Origin of the sequence: Tsukamurella sp. M9C (genome assembly GCF_020169415.1) — a bacterium.
GTDB lineage: Bacteria > Actinomycetota > Actinomycetes > Mycobacteriales > Mycobacteriaceae > Tsukamurella.
Genome location: NZ_JAIULG010000003.1, coordinates 32,959 through 53,675 on the forward strand (window position 1 = coordinate 32,959; position 20,717 = coordinate 53,675).

Consider the following 20,717-nt stretch of genomic DNA (forward strand, 5'->3'; position numbering starts at 1 on the left):
GCCGCGGCCGGAGTGATATCCGGGCCGCGGCTGTCGCGTTGTGGAGCCGTTACTTCTTGAACATCTTCTCGACGACGTCGAGCGTGGCGATGGCCTTGTCGAAGTCGGGGCGCTGCACCCAGTAGGGCAGGTCGAAGGCCCGGTTCGCGGCGAAGGCCGGGAGCGAGGCGTAGACCGGCTGCGAACGCAGCGAATCCGCGGTGAAGGTCTGGCCGCTGAAGCCCACGATGAAGACCGAGGGCTGCGTCACCGTGCTGGGCAGCGCCTCCTGGGTGATCTCGTAGGAGTCGCCACCGGCGGTGTACGGCTTGAACTTGCCGCTCGCGAAGATCGGCGCGGGCTCGATGCCGAGCTTGGCGAACTCGGCGGGCACGCCGCGGTTCTCGATCAGGCCGTAGGCCTTGCCCTGCGCGGTCATCGACAGGAAGGCCACGGGGCCGGGGGGCGGCGTGATGGCGGCCTTGACCTGCGCGACGCGGTCGTCGTACTTCTTCACGGCGTCCTGGTAGACCTGCGGCTGGTCGAAGGCCTTGGCCAGGAACTCGAACTGCTGGTTCCAGCTCTCCAGCTTGTTGTCGACCACCAGCGTCGGCGCGATGGCCTTGAGCCGGTCGTAGGCGTCGCCCGTCTGCTTGAACGGGAAGCCGAGGCCGCCGCCGACGATGAGGTCGGGCTTCTCCGCCGCGATGGCCTCGATGTCGTAGCCACCGGCGGGCCAGTGCATGAACTTCGTGCCGGCCTTGGTGAAGTCGTCCTTCCAGGCGTCGAAGGGCTGGGCCTTCGCGGGATCACGATCGGTGTACTCGGTGACCATCGCGGTCACGGGGAGGCCGAGGTCGTAGAGGTAGCCCGCGAGGTTGTAGTTGAGCAGCACGACGCGCTTCGGCTTGACGGGGATCGTGATGTCCCCCTTCACCGTGCTGACGGTGCGCGTCGCGGACGCCTCGGTGCCGGAGTCGGTCGAACCGCCCCCGCAGCCGGCGACCAGGCCGACGGCGCACAGGATGGCGACGAGGTATCGCACGTGCTTGGCCATGAACTAGCCCTTTCTCAGGATATTTAGGACAGGCTTATCAAAGCATATAAAGGCGCTGACGCGGCACCCCACCCCACTCATCGATGAGGTTAGGGTAACCAAAGCTTGATCGGTACGGTGGTGCCATGAGCCGCGCAGAGTCCCCCACCCCCGCCGGCACGGTCGCCCGCACCGTCGCGCTCGCCGTCGCCGGCCTCGTCCTGGTCCTGTTCACGGCCGCCGTCCTCCTCTCCCAGATCTTCGCCGCGGTCTCCGCGGCGTCGGTGTTCACACCGGTCTGGCGGGCGATCGGCACCGTCGGGGCCCTGGTCACCGGCAGCGACCCAGCCCCCGTCGACGTGGCCACCGGCAGCGATCTCACCTGGGCCTGGCAGTTCCACGCGGGCGCACTGGTCATCGGCGTCGTCGCGGGCCTCGGCTGGGGCGCGCTCGCCGTGCGGTCCGGCACGCGGGGAGCGGCGGGCGTCGACCGCGCCGCCCGCGTGCTCCGCGCGATCGCCTGCGCCGTGCTCGCGGTCGCGATGCTGCTCTACGGCCTGGCCAAGGTGATCCCCGCGCAGATGGGCCACATGAACCTGCCCGCGTACCAGCTGCAGGCCGTCGGCGATACGGAGCCCTTCTCCCTGCTCTGGGGGTACATGGCCGCCTCGACGCCCTACACGGTGGTCACCGGCGCGATCGAGCTCACCGCCGGCCTGCTGCTGGTCGTTCCACGCACCCGCCTCGCCGGGGCGCTGCTCTCGGTCGTCGCGCTCACCCAGATCGTTCTCCTCAACCTGTTCTACGACGTCCCGGTCAAGCTGCTCGCCGCCGAGCTCCTGGTGATCGCCCTGGTCCTGGTGTTCCCGTACCGCGGCGAGCTAGTGCGCGCCGTCCTCCCCGCCACGGCCTCGCCCGCGCGACGCACCGGAACCGTGGCCGCCGCCGTCCTCGCCGTGGTCCTCATCGCCGCCACCGTCGCCGGGAACCTGGCGCGGGTGGACACGATGAACACACCGCGTGACCCGCGCGACGGGGTCTGGCGGGCCACGGCCCTCACGATCGACGGTGCGCCCGCCCTCGCCACGGGCGATGCGGGCCCCGTCTGGACGTCGATCGCGATCACCCTGCGCGGCACCGCGGACCGTCCGGCGAAGGGATCGGCGCAGGACAGCCTGGTCACCCAGACCCCCGACGGTGCCGTTACCGCCTGGGGACTGCGGGCCGACGGCGACCGGTTCACCGTGCGCCGGGGCGCCGGCGCCGCACCCGTCGATCTGCAGGTCACGACGGTGCCTGACGGGCTGCGGCTGTGCGGCACCGTCGACGGACGGCGGCTCGACGCGCGGTACGAGCGGCGCTCCCTGGAACGGCATCACGACATCCGCTTCGTGCAGGCCCCCTTCGATCGCACGCGCCCTCGGCTCTAGTGGCACAGTGGTCTTCCATGGAGCTACGCATCTTCGTCGAACCCCAGCAGGGAGCCACCTACGCCGACCAGCTCGCCGTCGCGCGGACCGCGGAGGAGACCGGATTCGGGGCCTTCTTCCGGTCGGATCACTACGTGGCGATGAACGTCGACGGGGCGCCCGGCCCCACCGATTCGTGGATCACCCTCGGCGCGATCGGCCGTGAGACCTCCACCATCCGCCTCGGCACGCTGGTCACCTCCGCCACGTTCCGGTTCCCCGGACCGCTGGCGATTTCGGTCGCGCAGGTCGACGAGATGTCGGGCGGGCGCGTCGAGCTGGGCCTGGGCGCCGGTTGGTTCGCGGAGGAGCACGCCGCGTACGCGATCCCCTTCCCCGACGTGAAGGAGCGCTTCGACCGCTTCGAGGAGACCCTCGAGATCGTGACCGGCCTGTGGGAGGCACAGGGTCCCTACACCTTCCGCGGTGAGCACTTCTCGCTCACCGACTCCCCCGCTCTGCCCAAGCCCGCGCAGAAGCACGTGCCGATCGTGCTCGGCGGCGCCGGCAAGAAGCGCAGCGCCGCCCTGGCCGCGCGCTTCGCCGATGAGTACAACACGCCCTTCGTGCCCGTCGCCGAGGCCGCCGCGGTGTGGGCCCGGGTCGACGCCGCCGCCGTCGCCGCGGGGCGGGACCCGCAGTCGATCATCAAGTCCGCCGCGCAGGTGGTGTGCGGCGGTTCGGACGAGGCGACCGTCGCGCGGCGGGCCGCGACCATCGGCCGCGAGCTGCCCGAGCTGCGGGAGAACGGGCTCACCGGCTCGGCCGGCGAGATCGTCGACAAGCTGGGCACCTTCGCCGAGGCCGGCGCCTCGCGGGTGTACCTGCAGGTGCTGGACCAGAGCGACCTCGACCACGTCGAGTGGATCGGCGCCGAGGTGCTGCCGCAGGTCGCCGACCTGTAGCCGCTACGCCACCGAAACCGGCCCTCAGCTCGGTCGCGCGGAAGTATTTCCGTCGAGGACGAGCTGAGGGCCGGTTTCGGTACGCAGATCAGGCGCCGGCGGCCAGGAGGTTGGTCGCGGTGCGGCGCGCCAGCGCCATCGTGGTGATCATCGGGTTCACGCCGGAGCAGGTGGGCATGCCACTGGCGTCGGCGATCCAGACCCCGCGGGTGTCGTGCAGCTCGCCCGACGGATTCGCCACGGACGTGACGGGATCCGCGCCGAGCGGGGCGCTGCACATCTGGTGCGCGCTGAACACCGGGGTGCCGCCGGGTCCGATCGGAATCTCGTTCACCTGCGCGATGAAGGCGTTGAGATCGTCGCCGCGGGTCCACGGCGCGAAGCGCTGGCCGGCCACGTAGATCTGCCGCGCGCCGGCGGCCTCCTGCATCCGGATCGAGGCGGCGATGCCCTCGCGGAAGTGCTTGCGGTCCAGCTCGTCGTCGAACGGGTAGGCGTGCACGGCCTCGCCGTCCTCGCCGATCGTCACCGAGCCGACGCCGCGGTCCTTGACGAGCACGACCCAGTCGGCGCGGTTGCGGTACTGCGCCGTGAGCTCCTTGTGCGCGGCGCCGCCGAGCCACGGGACGACGCTGGTGAAGAGGCCCGGCAGGTGCTGCACACACTCGACGAGGAAGCCGTAACCCGAATCGGCGTCGGCGAACTCGGTCATCACGCCCGCCATCGCCGGGCCGTGCCACGGGTCCTGCGGCTCGTCGTAGATGCCGCTCACCAGGGTGGCGGGGTGCAGCCGCAGCGTCGTGCCGACGGCCGGGCCTCCGATCCCCGAGCGGAGCAGCAGCGCGGGCGATTCCAGGCTGCCGGCGGAGACGACGACGGTGGGCGCGTCGATCCGGACGGCGGTCTGCACGCCGGTCGCCGGGTCGGTGTACGTCGCATCGACGCCGGTGGCGGTGCCGTCGGCCGTGGTGATCCGCTGCACGCGAGTGTTCGGTAGCAGCCGGGCGCCCGCGTCGGACGCGTCCTGCAGGAAGGTGCGCAGGGCGCCGTTCTTGGCTCCGGTCTGGTCGCCCATGCCGCTGTACGCGCTGCGCACCGGGTCGAACCGATCGGGGTTCACGTTGAGATCGACCTTCTTGTAGGAGTAGCCGAGCCCGGCGGCGCCGTCGGACAGCCGCTCGTGGGGGCCGTTCTGCAGCGCGACGTCCTGGTTGCAGCCCATCCGCGCGAAGACCGCGTCCAGGTGCTCGTCGAACTCGGGGCCGAGGGCGTCGTCGAGACCCGCGCCGGCCCACTCCTTGCGGACCGTCTCCGGGGTCCTGAGCGAGTTGGACCAGTTCACGGTGCTGCCGCCGCCGACGGTGCCACCCGCGGCCAGCATCACCATGCCGTCCGCGGAGGGGAAGAAGCCGCCGCGCAGGAACAGCGTCTGGTAGGCGAACAGCTCGTTCTGCACGAAATCCGCCTCGTTGCGGTAGCTTCCGCCCTCGACCACGATCACCCGCTTACCGGCCTGGGCCAGCATCGCCGCGGCGACCCCACCGCCGCTGCCGCTCCCGACGATCACCACGTCCGCGGCGAGAGCCTCACCGCCGGTGGGAGTGATCGTGGTGATGGTCTTGGGTGTCGCCGGCGGCGCGGAGACCGGTCCCGGGTAGCCCATTCCCGCCCACAGCGGGTTGCGGCCCTGCTCGTCCATGAGGCCGTAAGCGATCATCGTCGACAGCTGGCACAGGCTCGCGATCGCCAGCGCCGCCTCGGCCCCCGACGCCGCCAGACCCGCGAGGAGCGCCTCACGGGCGTCCTGTTCGCCCTCGGCCAGCCCGGCGTCCGCGGCGGCACCGAGCAGTCCGGCCAGACCGGCGAGCTGCTCGTCGGACATGTGCCCGAGCAGGTACTCCTCCACGGCGGCGTCGACCTGGAGGTCGCTGCCCTTGATCGCCCAGAAGTCGGTCGGGTCGTCGTCGCGGGGGACGGAGGCGACGAAGGTGTCGACAACGGCGGTGAGTGCGGCGCGCTGGCGAGGATCGAAGGCGAAGGTCATCTCGGTGCTCCCTGGGTGTGCGGCATTGTTCGGGAGTTCCAATACTCACTGTGATGCACGTCATAGTCTTGGCGTCATGAGCAAGATTCGCGACGACATTTGTCCGCCGGAACAAGGCGGGCCGTCGTGGCGGGGCTGACGCCGCCGGCCCGGGGGTGGCTCGCGGAGTTCGCGCGGGCGGGCGAGAACGAGCAGGCCCTCGACGCCATGGTCGGCGAGGTCGACGACGCGATCGTCGCGGCGCTGCCGGAGATGGACGAGCCGCTCCTGCGCGCCGAGCTGGACGCCAGCACTCGGGCGCACTGGCGCGGCGTCCTCGGCAACGCCATCCGCGAATCCATCGTCGTGCGCCCCGGCGAGGAGACGCACGATCTCGCGCGGACGATGGCGCGGCGCGGCTTCGAGCTGCGCGTGCTGCTCGCGGTGTACCGGGTGGGGCAGAACGCGGCGTGGGACCTGTTCACCGCGCGCGCCGCCGCCGAGATCGCCGACGCCGAGGTGCGCTCGCAGGTGCTGCTGCACTTCTGGCCGCGTGTGACCAAGTGGCTCGACGCCTCGATCGAGGAGATGATCGGCACCTTCGTCGCCGAGCGCGAGCAGTGGCAGCGGGGCGCCCTGGCGCGGCAGGCCGCCACCGTCGACGCGGTGCTGGCCGGGCAGGACGTCGATCCCGGCGAGGCTACCGCCGCCCTGAACTACCCCGTCGCGGCGGCGCACACCGCCTACACGCTGTGGGTGGACGAGGCCGTGGCCGACGCCGACGTGCAGCGGCTCCTCGAGCGCGCCGCGACGGCCGTGCATCGGGAGGTCCGCGGCGAGCACCGCCTGGCGCAGCGGACCGGCGCACGCTCGCTGCGCTGCTGGAGCGCGGGATCGGGCGTACCCGGCGCTCTCGACCTGCCGCCGACGGTGCGCTGCGCGCTCGGCACCGCGCATCCCGGGCTCGACGGCTTCCGCCGCAGCCACGCGGAATCCGCGGCGGCGCTGACCGTCGCGCGGCGGACGGGGCGCGGCGTCGTGGCCTATCGGGACGTGGAGCTCGCCTGCCTCGCGCACGGCATCGCCGGGCCGGACGGGCCGTCGACGCTGGTGGAGCGCGAGCTGGGCGACCTCGCCGCCGACACCGCCGCTGCGGCGCGGCTCCGCGAGACGGCGCTCGCCTACCTCGGCGCCGGGGGCGACGCGCGCGCCGCCGGCGCGGCGCTGATGCTGCACCCGAACACCGTGCGCTACCGGATCCGCCAGGTGGAGCAGGTACTAGGGCATCCCATCGATGAGCGCCGCGTGTACGTCGAGCTGGCGCTGCACGCGGTGCGCGCCTTCGGCGTCAATCCTGCAGCGCACCCTTGAGATACGCGGCGGCGCCGAGATGCTGGGCGCAGTCGTCGACGATGCTCACCAGCCGCACCGCGACGGTGACCGGCGGGTCCCACGCGTCGTCCACGACGCGGGCCAGCTCGTCCGGCGTGACGCCGGCGAGGTAGCGGGTCGCCATGGCATCGACGTCGCGGAAATAGCCGACGAGCAGCGCATCGCTGCCGTGCACCTCGGCCGCCTCGGCACGGGTGTGGCCGTAGCCCGTCGACTCCGGCGGCAGGTCGAGGCCGAACCGGCCGTACCAGTCGTTCGCGGTCCAGACCTCCGGGACGCCGGCGATCGGCGCGAGCTGGGCGTCGATCACCCGGGCGCTGTGCCACACGAGCCATGCGATCGTGTTGGCGTCCGGCACGATCCGTCTGTTCGCGATGTCGGGGTCGAGTCCCTCGGTGACGTCCTCCACGTGCTCGCGGATCCGGGCGAACGCGTCGATCAGCAGGTCCCGTGCAGCGGCTGAGTCCATGTCTCCGACGGTACGCCAATAGCGCGACGGTCAGGACTTGGTTGCAGCGAGGTACGCGATGACGACGAACGTGAGAAGCACGACGCCGGCGAGGATCCACCAGCCCACGACCTGCGCCACCCTGTACCTGTTGGCCGCGGGCGGAGGCGGCGGGCTGAAGCTGAACTGGCCAGGACTTCTGGGTCCGTTCGGGGCAGCGTAGAAGACCGTCACCGTCTGGCCGGGCGCCACCCGGATCGGCAGGTTCGCCGCACCGAACCGGATGGTGCGTACGGGGCCGAGATGTTGCGTGACATACCCGTTCAACTCCATACCGAGTGCGTGGTCGCCCGCCGTCACGGGGAGGATCGACTCACCCCAGTTCGACGTCCGGGCGACACCGTCCACGAAGACGCCGAGATCGACGCCACTCTCGTAGGCGACGCCCGGCATCGCCGAGTCACCGGGCCGGCAGATCAGACGGATCCCCCCCTGCGCAGGCACCGCTGGCAACGCCACATCCACTCCTTCGTCCTCGGCGCCGATCGGCGCGTCGAGGACAGAGTGCCGGGAACGTCTTTCGCGATACTTGCGCCAGGCTGAAGGCGGCGCACCTGCGCAGCGACCCGCCCCGTCCATCAGCCCAGGCTGCGGCCGAGCTGGCGAGCGAGGACCGCGGCGAAGGCGGCGGGATCGGCGACCGAGCCGCCCTCCGCGAGGAGGGCTGTGCCGTAGAGGATCTCGGCGGCATCGGTGAGCGCCTCGTCCTCGGCGGGCGCCTCTGCGGCGGCGACCCGGTCGCGCAGGCTCTTGACGAGCTCGTTCTCCGGATTCAGCTCCAGCGTGCGACGCGTGCGGGGCACCTCCTGGCCGCTCGCCCGGTACATCTGCTCGAGCTGCGGGGTGAGGTCGAACTCGCCGCCGACCAGGCAGGCCGCCGAGGTCGTGAGGCGCGACGTGAGACGCACGCCGGCCACGTCCTCGTCGAGAGTCGTCGCCAGCCACTCCGTCAGCTGCTCGAAGCCCTCCGCCTCCGGCGCGTCGTCGCCGAGGTCGGCCTCGCCCTTCGCGACGGAGACGAACCGCTTACCGTCGAACTCGGCACCGGTGGTCCACAGCTCGTCGACCTGATCGGTGAGGAGCAGGACCTCGAAGCCCTTGGCGGCGAATGCCTCCAGGTGCGGCGAGGACTCCAGCCGGGCGCGGGAATCGCCGGCGGCGTAGTAGATGACGTCCTGCCCCTCGGGCATGCGGGCGACGTAGTCGGCGAGTCCGGTGGTACCGGTCTCGCTGAACGTCGACTCGAACGACGATGCCTTGAGCAGGGTTTCGCGGTTGTCCTGATCGTCGAGCAGGCCCTCCTTGAAGACCGCGCCGAACGCCGACCAGAAGGTGTCGTACTTCTCCCGCTCGTTCTCGCGCAGCGCGGTGACCGTCTGCAGGACCCGCTTGACGAGGCGCTTGCGGATCATGACCAGGTGCCGGTCGTTCTGCAGGATCTCGCGGGAGACGTTGAGCGACAGGTCCTGCGCGTCCACGACACCGGCGACGAACCGCAGGTACGGCGGCAGCAGGGCCTCGCAGTGGTCCATGATGAAGACGCGCTTGACGTACAGCGCGGGGCCGGACTTGGTGTTGCGGTAGAACATGTCGAACGGCGGCATGGTCGGGATGAAGAGCAGCGCCTGGTACTCGAAGGTGCCCTCGGCGCGGACCGAGATGGTCTCCAGCGGCTCGTCGAAGGCGTGGCTGACGTGGCGGTAGAAGTCGGCGTACTCCTCGTCGGAGACCTCCTCCTTCGGGCGCGCCCACAGCGCCTGCATGGAGTTGAGGGTCTCCGGGCCGGGCGCCTCGGCATCGTCGGCCTCGGCGTCGTCGGCCTCGGCGACCGGGGCGGGGGCCAGGCGGATAGGGAAGGCGATGAAGTCGCTGTAGCGGCGCACGACCGAGCGCAGCACGTGCTCGGAGGTGTAGTCGTGGAGGCTCTCGTCGCCGTCGGCGGCGCGCAGGTGCAGCGTGATGGTGGTGCCGTGGCCCGCGGGGACGTCGTCGCCGGTGAGGTCGGTGACGGTGTACGTGCCGTGCCCCTCGGATTCCCACCGGGTGGCGGTGTCCTCGCCCGCCCTGCGGGTCACCAGGGTCACGCGGTCGGCGACCATGAACGCCGAGTAGAAGCCGATGCCGAACTGGCCGATGAGCTCCGCGGAGGCGCCCTGCTCCTTCGCCTGCTTCGCGGCTTCCAGCTTGCGGCGGAGCTCGCCGGTGCCGGACTTGGCGAGGGTGCCGATGAGGTCGACGACGTCCGCGCGGCTCATGCCGATCCCGTTGTCGGAGATCGTGAGCGTGTGCGCCTCGGGATCCGTGCGCAGCTCGATGTGCAGGTCCGAGGCGTCGGCCTCGAGGTCCTTGTCCTGGTACGCCTCCAGGCGCAGCTTGTCCAGGGCGTCCGAGGCGTTGGAGATCAGCTCGCGCAGGAAGACGTCCTTCTCCGAGTACACGGAGTGGATCATCAGCGACAGCAGCTGATCGGTTTCGGCCTGGAACTGGAGAGTCTCTGCGGTCACGTCGTCGCCTTTCTGAACACGGACGGTGTCGGGTGTGATTGGTCTGGATCGTTCTGAAACTCGAATCCTGCGGGGCGGGACGGAGATTATCGCCGCGCCACCTCGTACGATTCGACTTTCGACAAGGGAGGGCCCGGCACCATCGTCGAGACGATGCCGGGCCCTGAATTCCCTAGCCGAGTGGCAGGACTTAGAAGTCCATGCCGCCCATGCCGCCGGTCGGATCGACCGGGGCACCGGCCTTCTCCGGCTTGTCGGCGACGACGGCCTCGGTGGTGAGGAACAGAGCCGCGATCGAGGCTGCGTTCTGCAGCGCCGAGCGGGTGACCTTCACCGGGTCGTTGATGCCGGCGGCCAGCAGGTCCTCGTACACACCGGTGGCGGCGTTGAGGCCGGTGCCGGCGGGCGAGTTGCGGACCTTCTCGGCGACGACGCCGGGCTCGAGGCCGGCGTTGACGGCGATCTGCTTGACGGGGGCGTCGAGCGCGACCTTGACGATGTTCGCGCCAGTGGCCTCGTCACCCTCGAGCGCGAGGCTGTCGAAGACGGTGCCCGACTGCGCGAGAGCAGCGCCACCACCGGCGACGATGCCCTCCTCGACGGCGGCCTTGGCGTTGCGCACGGCATCCTCGATGCGGTGCTTGCGCTCCTTGAGCTCGACCTCGGTGGCGGCACCGGCCTTGATGACGGCGACGCCGCCCGCCAGCTTCGCGAGGCGCTCCTGCAGCTTCTCCCGGTCGTAGTCCGAGTCGCTGTTCTCGATCTCGGCGCGGATCTGCGAGACGCGGCCCGCGATCTGCTCCTTGGAGCCGGCACCGTCGACGATGGTGGTCTCGTCCTTGGTCACGACGACCTGGCGCGCCTGGCCCAGGACCTCGAGGCCGGCGGTGTCGAGCGACAGGCCGATCTCCTCGGAGATGACCTGGCCGCCGGTGAGGATCGCCATGTCCTGCAGCATCGCCTTGCGGCGATCGCCGAAGCCGGGGGCCTTGATGGCGACCGACTTGAAGGTGCCGCGGATCTTGTTGACGATGAGCGTCGACAGGGCCTCGCCCTCGACGTCCTCGGCGATGATCGCGAGCGGCTTGCCCGACTGGATGACCTTCTCCAGCAGCGGCAGCAGGTCCTTGACGGTCGAGATCTTGCCCGAGACGAGCAGCACGTAGGCGTCCTCGAGCACGGCCTCCTGACGCTCGGCGTCAGTGGCGAAGTAGCCCGAGATGAAGCCCTTGTCGAAGCGCATGCCCTCGGTGAGCTCCAGCTGGAGACCGAAGGTGTTGCTCTCCTCGACGGTGATGACGCCTTCCTTGCCGACCTTGTCCATGGCCTCGGCGATGAGCTCGCCGATGGCGGGGTCGCCGGCCGAGATGCCCGCGGTAGCAGCGATCTGCTCCTTGGTCTCGACCTCCTTGGCGGCCTTCAGCAGGTGCTCGGTGACGGCCTCGACGGCCTTCTCGATACCCCGCTTGAGGCCCAGCGGGTTCGCACCCGCGGCCACGTTGCGCAGACCCTCGCGCACGAGCGCCTGGGCCAGAACGGTGGCGGTGGTGGTGCCGTCGCCCGCGACGTCGTCGGTCTTCTTGGCGACCTCCTTGACGAGCTCGGCGCCGATCTTCTCGTAGGGATCCTCGAGCTCGATCTCCTTGGCGATGGAAACACCGTCGTTGGTGATCGTGGGGGCGCCCCACTTCTTCTCCAGCACGACGTTGCGGCCCTTGGGGCCGAGCGTCACCTTGACGGCGTCGGCGAGGGCGTTCAGGCCCCGCTCGAGACCGCGGCGGGCCTCTTCGTCGAACGCGATGATCTTGGCCATTGCGAAGTGATTCCTCCAGATAGGGGCCGGTTCGGCCCTACTTTGGACACGTCTTCTAGGTCGATTCGATGCCCGCGACGGACGACCCGGCGTGTCACCTGCGCGGGTTGCGCACAGGGCCCGGTCTCACCTCTTCGACCTAGCACTCACGTAATCCGAGTGCTAAGTCGTTTCTAGCACTCGGCAGGGTCGAGTGCAAGGTCGTTCGCCGTGGGCTGGACGGACCCTTCCTACTCGTGGGTAGGATCCGGTCATGGCAACCCCCGTTCTGGAGTCGAGCGTCGTGATCGACGCGCCCGTGGAGAAGGTCTGGTCGGTCGTGTCCGACCTCGAGGCGATGGGCCGTCGCAGCCCGCAGTGCAAGAAGGTGTTCGTGTTCGGCGGCCCGCTCAAGGTGGGCACCCGCATGCTGAACATCAACCGTCAGGGCTGGAAGGTCTGGCCCACCAACACCCAGGTCACCGAGTTCACGCCGAACGAGCGCGTCGCGTTCCGCGTGGCCGAGAACCACACCACCTGGAGCTTCACCCTGGTGCCCGACGGCGACAAGACCACCGTCGTCGAGCGCCGCGAGGCCAAGGATGGCAAGACCACTGCGCTGAGCAGCGGTCTGATCGCCGCGCTCCTCGGCGGCAACGAGGACTTCGAGCGCGGCCTGCTGGTCGGCATGAAGCAGACGCTCTCGCACATCAAGACCGAGTCCGAGGCGAAGTAACCTCCCGAGATCGAGAAAGGGGCGCACCCGGTGGGTGCGCCCCTTCGTCGTCTGCGGATCGGACGCTACGTGTTGTTCTTCAGGATCAGGTACGCGGCGCCGATGGCCTGGACCGCCTGCTGCCGCTGCGACGAGGTGAACTCCGCCACGTACCGCCCGACGGCGACCGAGCACCAGGTGAGCCTCGAGGTCGACCCCTCGTAGGTGGCGAAGGTCAGGCAGACCCCGCCCGGCACACCCTTGACCTTCTCCTCCTCGACCTTCGTGAAGGCCTTCCGGTTCTCGTCGGTGAACTCGTCCACGACGTGCTGCGCACCCGTTGCGTCCTTCGCCCGGTAGACGGTGCTGCCGCCGGTGCCGACGACGTCGACGCCCGCGTCGGCGAAGGTCTTCACCGACCGCGAGACGTCGGTCTGCCGTAGTACGGCGGACCGGGCGGGCAGGGAGTAGCCTCCGTCGCCCTTCGACGGTGCGAGGGTCAGCTTCGCGACGCCCTCGGGATCGAGCTGCAGTGTGCTCACCTTGTCGAGCGGCGTCGGCTGGAAGCCGTCGAGCGCCTTGGTCTGCCGGTCGAAGTAGGTGCGCAGCTGGTCCACGGAGAGGTCGCCGAAGGCGCCGATCACGTACTGCTTGTATGCGAGGAAGCCCACCGTCGCGGTGCCGACGGGGGCGCCGTACGTCTGCGTGTAGGCGACGGCTGCGTCGTAGCCGGGAATCCTTGTCTCCACCTTCGCCGGCAGATCCTCGCCGGAGGAGTCCTTCTCGCGCGCCCGCAGCGCCTGGCCCACAGCGGCCGAAGCGTCGGCCGGGCTCGCCATGCGGACCAGGACGACGGTCTCGCCGCGTTCCTTCCTCTTCGAGTCGTACTTGGTGCCCTGCTGCGTGTCACTGGCGCCCACCGAAGCCGCGACCTCGGCCTTGGTGCCCAGTACATCTCCCGCCGCTTGACCGAAGACGCCCTTGACCATCCCCTGAATGGCCGACCGGGACGTCGCGCGCGCACTGCCGCGGAAATGCATGGCCGCATCGATCTCGTAGAGGTACGGCACGGTCTCCGCCATCCGGTATCCGTCGAGTGTCTCCCCGTCGGCCTGAGTCGTCGAGCCGATGGTCCGGGACGCGGTCGCGAACGATCCGGTCTCCGGCTTGGGCACGCCGGACGGATCGGCGACGGGGGTGCCGGCCACCGTCGACGAGCATCCCGCCAGGAACAGGGCCGACGCCGCGAGCGCCGCCAGGGACTTCTTCATGTTCATCCTCACTTCGCCTGCTGCAGAATCAGATACGAGGCGCCGAGAGCCTGCTTCGCCCGTGCGTCCTGCATGTCGCTGACCTCGGCCAGATAGCGCCCCACCGGCACGACGCAGTACGTCCGCTTGTCCTTCGAACCCGTGTACTGCGGGAACGACCGGCATCGGCCTCCCGGAACGCCCCGCACCGTGGAGGACTCACCTCCGGGATAGAAGCGCGTGTTCTCCGCGATGACTCTGTCCGCGAGTTGCGCTGCACCAGCGGCGTCGCGCGCCCGGTAGACGACGTTGTCCGCGTTCGCGATCCGGTCGACGCCCGTGGCGGCGAAGTCCGCCAGCGCGCCCGTCGTGTCCGAGGCGAACGGCGCGAAGCCCCGCGGCGAGTAGGTCGTCTCGAACACCGTCGGCGACTCCTCTACGAGCGTGTACCGCAACAGGTCCTCGTCCGCGCGGGTGAGGGTCGAGAACTTGTCGACGGGGGTCGGCACGAAGCCGGCGAGGGACTTGACCTGCAGGTCGAAGTACTTTTTGATCAGGTCGACGGAACTGTTCGTCCAGGCGCCGATCACGTACCGGCCGCTCGCGAGGAGCCCGACCCGTGAGGTCGAGTCCCCCGCGGACTTGGAGTACGCCGTCGCCTCCGAGTAACCGGGTACGGTCTCCGCCTTCTTGGGCCTCGGTGTCTCGGAACCGAACGCCTTGTCGGGCGACAGGACCGCCGGGTTCGCCACCGCCGCCCGCGCCGCGGCCTCGTCCTTGAACCGGAACAGGCCGGTGATCAGGCTCCTCGAGGACTTGGCATCGGACCCGGGTGCCTTGTCGTCCGCCGAGATGTAGGCGCCGACCTCCATGCCGCCGACCGCGGTTGCGACCCCGTCACCGAACGCCATCTTGACGGTGCTCTCGATCCGTCCCACGGACGGGCGCCCGCCGTACCGGAGCGCAGGGTCGACCTCCGACGCCAGCGGGATGATCTCGACCATCCGGAACGCCTCCGCCGCGATGTGCATCTTCTCCGTCATGGCACCGAGCTGGCGCGGCGCGGTCGCGTAGGACCCCGTGTCCGGCTTCGGCACCCCCGACGGGTCGGCGACGGGCGAGCCCGGCACCGTCGTCGAGCATCCCGCGAGCAGCACCGCGGCCCCCACCAGCGACACCACTGCATGCCTCTTCATCACTGCACTCCCCTGCACGACGGCCGGACGATCCGGCCTGGAACTCCGCCTCGCCACCTGCGGAGGCTCGCTCCCCCCGAGACTATGTGATGGCGAATCTCAAGGTCACAGTACTGCGCCCGCCCGTCACCCGACATCACGCAGAATCAGGTAGGACGCGCCGATCGCCTGGACGGCCAGCTGTTTCTGCGAGCTCTCGTAGTGGGCGACGTACCTCCCGACCGGGACCACGCATTCCGTCCGGGTCAGAATCCCCGTCGTATACGACATGCAGTCCGCTCCGGGGGCGCCCCGCACCCCCTCCGACTGGACTCCCGGACGGTTGTCCCGGATCTCGGCGACCATCGCCTTCGCCAGGCCGAGGGCACCAACCCGGTCGCGCGCGCGATAGACGACGTTCGCACCCGCACCGGCGGCGTCGACCCCCGCGTCGTCGAAGTACTTCTTCGAGCCGACGACGTCGTAGCGCACCGGGAGGATCGCGCGGGCGGAGTCGGACATGCCGCCGCCGGACTGTGGTGGCAGCGTCAGGCGAGCCAGGTCGTAGCCGTCGACCGCGAGGGTGCCGAGCCGATCGATCGGGGTCGCGGTGAATCCGGCCAGCGCCGCCGCTGCGGCGTCCGTGTACTTCCTGATCCGATCGGCATCGAAGTCACCGACCACCGCGAGCACGAACTGCCTGATCGCGGCAAAGGCGAAGACGTCCTTGCCCTCGCGGGCCGACGTCTTCGAGTAGGCGACGATCCCGGGACTCCCGGGGATGTCGACCGGTACCTTGTCGGGCGACTCCTGTCCCAACGACGGGGCGTCCCGGCCGAGCAGCGCGGGTGATACCGCGTCCGCGGCCGCCTTCTCGGACGGCATCCGAAACAGGATGACTCCGATCACGTCGGGCCGCCCCGGCGCGCCCCAGTAGGCCGTTGAACCCCGCACCTCGGCGACCAGCTCGGCCGACGCCACCCTGCCCGCGGGTACCGAGCCGAGCTCGCCCCGGTACCGCACATCGAAATCACCGGCGTAGTCCCGCGCCCCGCCGCCGCCGTACCGGTACACCGGGTCGATATCCGACACCAGCGGGAGGGCGCCCAGCATGCGCATCGATTCCTGCTTGACGAAGTCGCCCCGGTCCGGCGTCCCCACCGCCCGAGGGGACGTCGGGAACGAGCCCGTGTCCGGCCGCGGTACGGCCGACGGATCCGGAACGGCATCGCCACCCGGGCCGGCTGCGCACCCCGCCGAGAGGACACCCGCCGTCACGGCGGCGAACACGCCCAGGGCTGCTCTTCTCCACATGAGTCACTAGTCCACCACGAGCAACCTGTCGCGTACTTAAGCCGCGCTAAGGTGAGCCGATGACCGCGCGCAGCCTGCAGGACACCGTCGAGAACCTGATGGACAGGGCCAGGTCGGACCTGGCGGAGCTGGTCGCGCACCCGTCCGTGCACGACTCCCCCGAGTTCGGCGCCGAGCCCAACGCGGCGTCGGCGTCATGGGTCGCGAAGGCCTTCACGGAGGCCGGGATCGCGGGCATCGAGCAGGTCACCACGTCCGACGGGTCGATCGCGATCGTCGGGCACACGCCCGCGCCGGAGGGCGCCCCGACGGTGCTGCTCTACAGCCACCACGACGTGCAGCCGCCCGGGCCGCGTGAGGCCTGGGAGTCCGATCCGTTCACCCTCACCACCCGTCCCGGCCCCGACGGCGCGGACCGCTGGTACGGCCGCGGGTCCGCCGACTGCAAGGGCAACCTCGTCGCGCACCTGACCGCACTGCGGGCGGTCCGCGGCGAGGACGGTGCCTTCCCCGTCGGCGTGCGGATCATCATCGAGGGCTCCGAGGAGGGCGGCGGCGCGGGCCTCGAGGACCTCGTCGCCGAGCGGCCCGAGCTGGCGCAGGCCGACCTCATCGTCATCGGCGACACCGGCAACGTCGCCGTCGGCCGCCCGACCCTCACCACCTCCTTGCGCGGCGTCGCGAGCGTGCGGGTCGAGCTCAGCACCGGCACCTCCGACCTGCACTCCGGCGCCTTCGGCGGCGCCGCCCCCGACGCGATCGCCGCCCTCATCGCGCTGCTCGCGACGCTGCGGGACGGCTTCGGCAACACCACGATCGACGGGCTCGACAGCTCCGCGCGCTGGGCCGGCGAGCCCTACGAGACGGCGCAGTTCGCCGCCGACGCCGCGATCTACGACGACGCCGCGATCCTCGGCTCCGGCGCCATCGCCGACCAGCTGTGGGCGCGGCCCGCGGTCACCGTCATCGGCCTCGACGCCCCCGCGACGGCGACCGCCGCCGCCGCGATCCAGCCCCGCGCCGCGGCCCTGCTGAACCTGCGGGTGCCGCCGGGCACCGACCCGCACCACGCCGGCGCGCTGCTCGTCGCGCACCTGACCAACCACGCCCCGTGGGGTGCGCACGTCGACGCGGTCGTCGAGTCCGTGGGCGAGCCCTTCGCCGCCGAGACCACCGGCCCCGCCTACCGGGTGCTGCAGGAGGCCCTCGTCGAGGCGTACGACGGTGCCGAGGTCGCCTTCAGCGGCCAGGGCGGCTCGATCCCGCTGTGCACCCAGCTGCGCAAGGCCGCCCCGACGGCCGAGATCGCGCTGCTCGGCGTCGAGGAGCCGCAGTGCCGCATCCACGCGCCCAACGAGTCCGTCGACCCGTCCGAGCTGCGGCGCACCGCGCTGGCCGAGGCGCTGCTGCTCACCCGGCTGGCCGGCGCGTGAGGCCCGTCGACGAGCACCGCGCCGCTGTCGCCGCGCTGGTCCCCGCACCGCGGACCGTCGACCTGCCGGTGGCGGACGCCCTGGGCCTCGTCCTGGCGCGCGACGTGCCCGCGCCGCTCTCGCTGCCGCCGTTCACCAACTCCGCGATGGACGGCTACGCGGTCCGCGCTGCCGACGCCGTCGCGGGCGCCGTGCTGCCCGTCGCCTTCGACGTGCCAGCCGGCCGCACCGACGTGCCCGCGCTCCCGCCGGGGGCCGCGTGCCGCATCATGACCGGCGCCCCCGTGCCCGACGGTGCCGACGCCGTCGTCCCCGTCGAGCGGACGGACGGCGGCGTCGAGCGCGTCCGGATCGACGAGGCGCCCGAGCCCGGACGGTTCTTCCGCGCCGCCGGCAGCGACATCGAGGCCGGAGAGACCGCGCTGCGGGGCGGCGAGACCGTCGGGCCCGCCGTCGTCGGGCTCGCGGCGGCCCTGGGCCTGACGACGGTGCCCGTGCTGGCCCCGCCCCACGTCGCCGTGCTGTCCACCGGCTCCGAGCTGGTGGAACCGGGCACGCCGCTACGGCCCGGGCAGATCTACGAGTCGAACGCCCCGATGCTGGCGAGCGCGATCCGCGAGGCCGGGGCCACCGCGGAGGTCGTGCGGTTCGTGGCGGACGACGCCGACGCCTTCCTCGCCCGGCTCACTGAGCGGATCTCCGCGGGCGGCGTCGACCTGGTCGTCACCAGCGGCGGCGTCAGCGCCGGCGCGTTCGAGGTGGTCAAGGACGCCCTCGCGTCGCGGGGCGTCGACTTCGTCAAGGTCGCGATGCAGCCCGGCATGCCGCAGGGCTCCGGCACCGTCGACCTGGGCGGCGTGCGAGTGAAGTTCGTGACCTTCCCCGGGAACCCGGTGAGCGCGCTCGTCTCCTTCGAGGTCTTCCTGCGGCCGGCGCTGCGGGCCGCCCTGGGACTGCCCGACCGCGCCCGTCGCGTCGCGCGGCTCGCCGAGCCCGTCGACTCGATCCCCGGGAAGCGCCAGTACCTGCGCGGACTCCTCACGAGGAACGACGACGGTACCGATTCGGTCTCGGTTCTCGGCGGGCCGGGTTCGCACTACCTACGATGGCTGTCACAGGCGGATTGCCTGCTGGACGTCCCCGCCGAGGTCGAGCATCTGGCCGCGGGGACCCCGGTGGAACTGATCCTCTTGACCCACTAACGAGGAGATTCTCATGGTCGCGCAGTACGCAGACACCGTCATGCTCGCATCGGCCAACTTCAGCCCCGGCTGGTTCGCGTGGATCATCATCGGCGGCCTCGCCGGCTGGATCGCCAGCAAGATCATGAAGTCCGACGGCCAGATGGGCATCATCAAGAACGTCCTCGCGGGCATCATCGGCGGCTGGCTCGGCGGCTACGTGCTACGCCTGGCCGGCGTCGACACCGGGACCTTCGGTTGGGTCCTCACCTTCGTCACCGCGCTGGTCGGCGCCTGCGTGGTGATCGGAGCAGTGAAGCTGGTCACCGGACGCAAGTGATCACACCCTCGGGTGAGAAGATGTCACCCGATATGACAGCGAACAGTAAGGACGATTAGGTGGCACGCCGACCTCGCACGCCGGTCGACGGCCATCTGACCGAGCACACCTCCGGCATCGAGCACATCACCGAGCTCATCCGGCACACCGTTCCTCCGCTGCACCCCGCGGGGACCCCGTTCATCGCGGGTTCCCTCGGGGTCGCCGCGGTGGGCTACCGCAAGAGCTGGATCCGGGTTCCCGCCCTGCTCACCGCGGCCGCGTGCGCCGGCTTCTTCCGGCACCCCGCCCGCGTGGTTCCGGAGACCGAGGGCATCGCCGTGGCCCCCGCCGACGGCGAGGTGACCCTCGTCGACGAGCACGTCCCGCCCCGCGAGCTGGGCCTCGGCGACGCGCCGCTGCCCCGCGTGTCGATCTTCCTGTCGGTCTTCGACGCGCACGTGCAGCGCGCGCCGCTGGCCGGCGTCGTCGACTCCGTGGTGCACACCGACGGCAAGTTCCTGCCCGCCGACCTCCCCGAGGCCAGCGACCGGAACGAGCGGAACTCGGTGCGTCTCGCCACCGAGCACGGCCCCGTGGGCGTCGTGCAGATCGCCGGCCTCGTGGCGCGGCGCATCCGCACCGATTGCGCGCCCGGCGACACCCTGGAGCTGGGCGAAACCTACGGGATCATCCGCTTCGGCTCCCGCGTCGACACGTACTTCCCCGCCGGCACCGAGCTGACCGTCTACAGCGGCCAGCGCGCGGTGGCGGCCGAGACCGTGATCGCGCGCCTGCCGTGACCGACTCGTCCACCGCGCCGCACCGCCCCGTCGGGGTCATGATCCTGCCGTCGATGCTGACGGTGGCCGCGCTGTGCGCGGGCCTGACGGGCGTGCGGTTCGCGGCGGACGGCAAGGTCGATCTGGCGATCATGCTGGTCGTCGTCGCCGCGATCCTCGACGGGCTCGACGGCCGCGTCGCGCGGCTGCTGGGCGCCTCCACCCGGATCGGTGCCGAGCTGGACTCCCTCGCGGACGCCATCAACTTCGGCGTCACGCCCGCGCTGATCCTGTACTTCGTGTGCTTCCCCGGATCGCCCGCCGGGTGGATCGTCGCGCTGCTCTACGTCGTGGCGATGGTGCTCCGGCTGGCCCGGTTCAACACCCTCGCCGCCGACCCAACGGCGCCCGCGTACACCAAGGACTTCTTCGTCGGCGTGCCCGCGCCCGCCGGCGCGCTGCTGGTCCTGGCCCCGCTGGCCGCCCAGCAGGAGTGGGGCGACGGCTGGTGGGTCAGCACCCCGATGGTCGCGGCGTGGACGCTGTTCGTCGCCGCGCTCACCGTCTCCCGCATCCCCACCTCCAGCTTCAAGACGATGACCGTGCAGCCTGCGAAGGCCGCCGGCGTGCTGGTGGCGGTCGCGGGCCTCGCGGCGCTGATGCTGACCTACCCGTACATCGCGCTGCTCCTGGTGATCGCGCTGTACCTGCTGCACATCCCCTTCGCGTGGCGGTCCAAGCGGTGGGTCACCGCCCGCCCCGAGGCCTGGGACAACAAGCCCGCCGAGCGCCGGCAGATGCGCCGCGAGCAGCGCCGCGCGGTGCGCCCGCACCGTCGCGCCGCCACCGCCGGCCGCGGTCCCCGGCGCTCCACCGCCCGCCTGGGCCTGCGCCGCCCGACGCGCGAGGACTGAACCGGTCGCGTCGCGGCCCGCCGCCG

General features: G+C 71.0%; 18 protein-coding genes. 9 read left to right on the forward strand and 9 right to left on the reverse strand.

What is annotated here, in order from left to right:
• Positions 1–49: 49 nt before the first annotated feature.
• Positions 50–1,036, reverse strand: coding sequence for a Fe2+-enterobactin ABC transporter substrate-binding protein (locus LB823_RS02670; protein WP_224645228.1), 987 nt, complete (start codon positions 1,034–1,036; stop codon positions 50–52).
• Positions 1,037–1,161: 125 nt separating this feature from the next.
• Here LB823_RS02670 and LB823_RS02675 point away from each other — a divergent pair, with 125 nt between their 5' ends.
• Positions 1,162–2,445 carry a hypothetical protein gene (locus tag LB823_RS02675; protein ID WP_224645229.1) on the forward strand — a complete coding sequence of 428 codons (1,284 nt, stop codon included), beginning with the start codon at positions 1,162–1,164 and terminating at the stop codon, positions 2,443–2,445.
• Between the two features lie 17 nt (positions 2,446–2,462).
• A complete protein-coding gene (locus tag LB823_RS02680; RefSeq protein WP_224645230.1) occupies positions 2,463–3,389 on the forward strand; it encodes an LLM class F420-dependent oxidoreductase in 927 nt (308 codons plus the stop codon).
• 88 nt (positions 3,390–3,477) lie between these two features.
• Here LB823_RS02680 and LB823_RS02685 read toward each other — a convergent pair whose 3' ends face one another.
• Positions 3,478–5,433, reverse strand: coding sequence for a GMC family oxidoreductase N-terminal domain-containing protein (locus LB823_RS02685; RefSeq protein WP_224645231.1), 1,956 nt, complete (start codon positions 5,431–5,433; stop codon positions 3,478–3,480).
• Positions 5,434–5,559: 126 nt separating this feature from the next.
• Here LB823_RS02685 and LB823_RS02690 point away from each other — a divergent pair, with 126 nt between their 5' ends.
• On the forward strand, positions 5,560–6,783 hold the full coding sequence (locus LB823_RS02690) for a CdaR family transcriptional regulator (protein WP_224645232.1): 1,224 nt from the start codon (positions 5,560–5,562) through the stop codon (positions 6,781–6,783).
• Here LB823_RS02690 and LB823_RS02695 read toward each other — a convergent pair.
• The 4 genes from LB823_RS02695 to groL all read right to left on the reverse strand — a co-directional run bounded on the left by LB823_RS02695 (position 6,761) and on the right by groL (position 11,629).
• A complete protein-coding gene (locus LB823_RS02695) occupies positions 6,761–7,273 on the reverse strand; it encodes a DUF664 domain-containing protein (RefSeq protein WP_224645233.1) in 513 nt (170 codons plus the stop codon). The genes LB823_RS02690 and LB823_RS02695 overlap by 23 nt on opposite strands.
• Before the next feature lie 30 nt (positions 7,274–7,303).
• Complete coding sequence (locus LB823_RS02700; RefSeq protein ID WP_224645234.1) at positions 7,304–7,891, reverse strand: hypothetical protein; 588 nt, start codon at positions 7,889–7,891, stop codon at positions 7,304–7,306.
• Positions 7,891–9,816, reverse strand: coding sequence for a molecular chaperone HtpG (htpG, locus tag LB823_RS02705; RefSeq protein WP_224645235.1), 1,926 nt, complete (start codon positions 9,814–9,816; stop codon positions 7,891–7,893). The genes LB823_RS02700 and htpG overlap by 1 nt, the downstream gene beginning before the upstream one ends.
• A gap of 190 nt (positions 9,817–10,006) precedes the next feature.
• Positions 10,007–11,629 carry a chaperonin GroEL gene (groL, locus tag LB823_RS02710; protein WP_224645236.1) on the reverse strand — a complete coding sequence of 541 codons (1,623 nt, stop codon included), beginning with the start codon at positions 11,627–11,629 and terminating at the stop codon, positions 10,007–10,009.
• Between the two features lie 253 nt (positions 11,630–11,882).
• On the opposite strand from groL, the gene LB823_RS02715 reads away from it, so the two are divergent.
• Entirely contained in the window at positions 11,883–12,344 is a 462-nt protein-coding gene (locus LB823_RS02715) for an SRPBCC family protein (RefSeq protein WP_224645237.1), read from the forward strand.
• Positions 12,345–12,409: 65 nt separating this feature from the next.
• On the opposite strand, the gene LB823_RS02720 is transcribed toward LB823_RS02715, so the two are convergent.
• From LB823_RS02720 to LB823_RS02730, 3 genes are all read right to left on the reverse strand, one after another.
• The gene (locus LB823_RS02720; protein ID WP_224645238.1) at positions 12,410–13,594 is read right to left on the reverse strand and encodes a hypothetical protein; all 1,185 of its coding nucleotides are present in this window, start codon (positions 13,592–13,594) and stop codon (positions 12,410–12,412) included.
• An 8-nt stretch (positions 13,595–13,602) separates the two neighbouring features.
• The gene (locus LB823_RS02725) at positions 13,603–14,769 is read right to left on the reverse strand and encodes a hypothetical protein (protein ID WP_224645239.1); all 1,167 of its coding nucleotides are present in this window, start codon (positions 14,767–14,769) and stop codon (positions 13,603–13,605) included.
• A 126-nt stretch (positions 14,770–14,895) separates the two neighbouring features.
• The gene (locus LB823_RS02730; protein ID WP_224645240.1) at positions 14,896–15,909 is read right to left on the reverse strand and encodes a hypothetical protein; all 1,014 of its coding nucleotides are present in this window, start codon (positions 15,907–15,909) and stop codon (positions 14,896–14,898) included.
• Positions 15,910–16,121: 212 nt separating this feature from the next.
• On the opposite strand from LB823_RS02730, the gene LB823_RS02735 reads away from it, so the two are divergent.
• From LB823_RS02735 to LB823_RS02755, 5 genes are read left to right on the forward strand one after another with little or no spacing between them, the layout of a single operon-like run.
• A complete protein-coding gene (locus LB823_RS02735) occupies positions 16,122–17,495 on the forward strand; it encodes a M20/M25/M40 family metallo-hydrolase (RefSeq protein ID WP_224645241.1) in 1,374 nt (457 codons plus the stop codon).
• The gene (glp, locus tag LB823_RS02740; RefSeq protein WP_224645242.1) at positions 17,492–18,697 is read left to right on the forward strand and encodes a gephyrin-like molybdotransferase Glp; all 1,206 of its coding nucleotides are present in this window, start codon (positions 17,492–17,494) and stop codon (positions 18,695–18,697) included. The genes LB823_RS02735 and glp overlap by 4 nt, the downstream gene beginning before the upstream one ends.
• Before the next feature lie 13 nt (positions 18,698–18,710).
• A complete protein-coding gene (locus tag LB823_RS02745; RefSeq protein WP_374201266.1) occupies positions 18,711–19,016 on the forward strand; it encodes a GlsB/YeaQ/YmgE family stress response membrane protein in 306 nt (101 codons plus the stop codon).
• Positions 19,017–19,075: 59 nt separating this feature from the next.
• Positions 19,076–19,798, forward strand: a complete 723-nt coding sequence (locus LB823_RS02750) for a phosphatidylserine decarboxylase (protein ID WP_224645243.1) — start codon at positions 19,076–19,078, stop codon at positions 19,796–19,798.
• 38 nt (positions 19,799–19,836) lie between these two features.
• The gene (locus LB823_RS02755) at positions 19,837–20,691 is read left to right on the forward strand and encodes a phosphatidylcholine/phosphatidylserine synthase (protein ID WP_224645386.1); all 855 of its coding nucleotides are present in this window, start codon (positions 19,837–19,839) and stop codon (positions 20,689–20,691) included.
• Positions 20,692–20,717 lie beyond the last annotated feature (26 nt).

What these genes read in the sequence shown, in the direction of transcription:
- LB823_RS02670 (WP_224645228.1), bottom strand. Translation starts at nt 1,036, where the DNA reads ATGGCCAAGCACGTGCGATACCTCGTCGCCATCCTGTGCGCCGTCGGC.
- LB823_RS02675 (WP_224645229.1), top strand. Translation starts at nt 1,162, where the DNA reads ATGAGCCGCGCAGAGTCCCCCACCCCCGCCGGCACGGTCGCCCGCACC.
- LB823_RS02680 (WP_224645230.1), top strand. Translation starts at nt 2,463, where the DNA reads ATGGAGCTACGCATCTTCGTCGAACCCCAGCAGGGAGCCACCTACGCC.
- LB823_RS02685 (WP_224645231.1), bottom strand. Translation starts at nt 5,433, where the DNA reads ATGACCTTCGCCTTCGATCCTCGCCAGCGCGCCGCACTCACCGCCGTT.
- LB823_RS02695 (WP_224645233.1), bottom strand. Translation starts at nt 7,273, where the DNA reads ATGGACTCAGCCGCTGCACGGGACCTGCTGATCGACGCGTTCGCCCGG.
- LB823_RS02700 (WP_224645234.1), bottom strand. Translation starts at nt 7,891, where the DNA reads ATGGACGGGGCGGGTCGCTGCGCAGGTGCGCCGCCTTCAGCCTGGCGC.
- groL (WP_224645236.1), bottom strand. Translation starts at nt 11,629, where the DNA reads ATGGCCAAGATCATCGCGTTCGACGAAGAGGCCCGCCGCGGTCTCGAG.
- LB823_RS02715 (WP_224645237.1), top strand. Translation starts at nt 11,883, where the DNA reads ATGGCAACCCCCGTTCTGGAGTCGAGCGTCGTGATCGACGCGCCCGTG.
- LB823_RS02720 (WP_224645238.1), bottom strand. Translation starts at nt 13,594, where the DNA reads ATGAAGAAGTCCCTGGCGGCGCTCGCGGCGTCGGCCCTGTTCCTGGCG.
- LB823_RS02725 (WP_224645239.1), bottom strand. Translation starts at nt 14,769, where the DNA reads ATGAAGAGGCATGCAGTGGTGTCGCTGGTGGGGGCCGCGGTGCTGCTC.
- LB823_RS02735 (WP_224645241.1), top strand. Translation starts at nt 16,122, where the DNA reads ATGACCGCGCGCAGCCTGCAGGACACCGTCGAGAACCTGATGGACAGG.
- LB823_RS02745 (WP_374201266.1), top strand. Translation starts at nt 18,711, where the DNA reads ATGGTCGCGCAGTACGCAGACACCGTCATGCTCGCATCGGCCAACTTC.
- LB823_RS02755 (WP_224645386.1), top strand. Translation starts at nt 19,837, where the DNA reads ATGATCCTGCCGTCGATGCTGACGGTGGCCGCGCTGTGCGCGGGCCTG.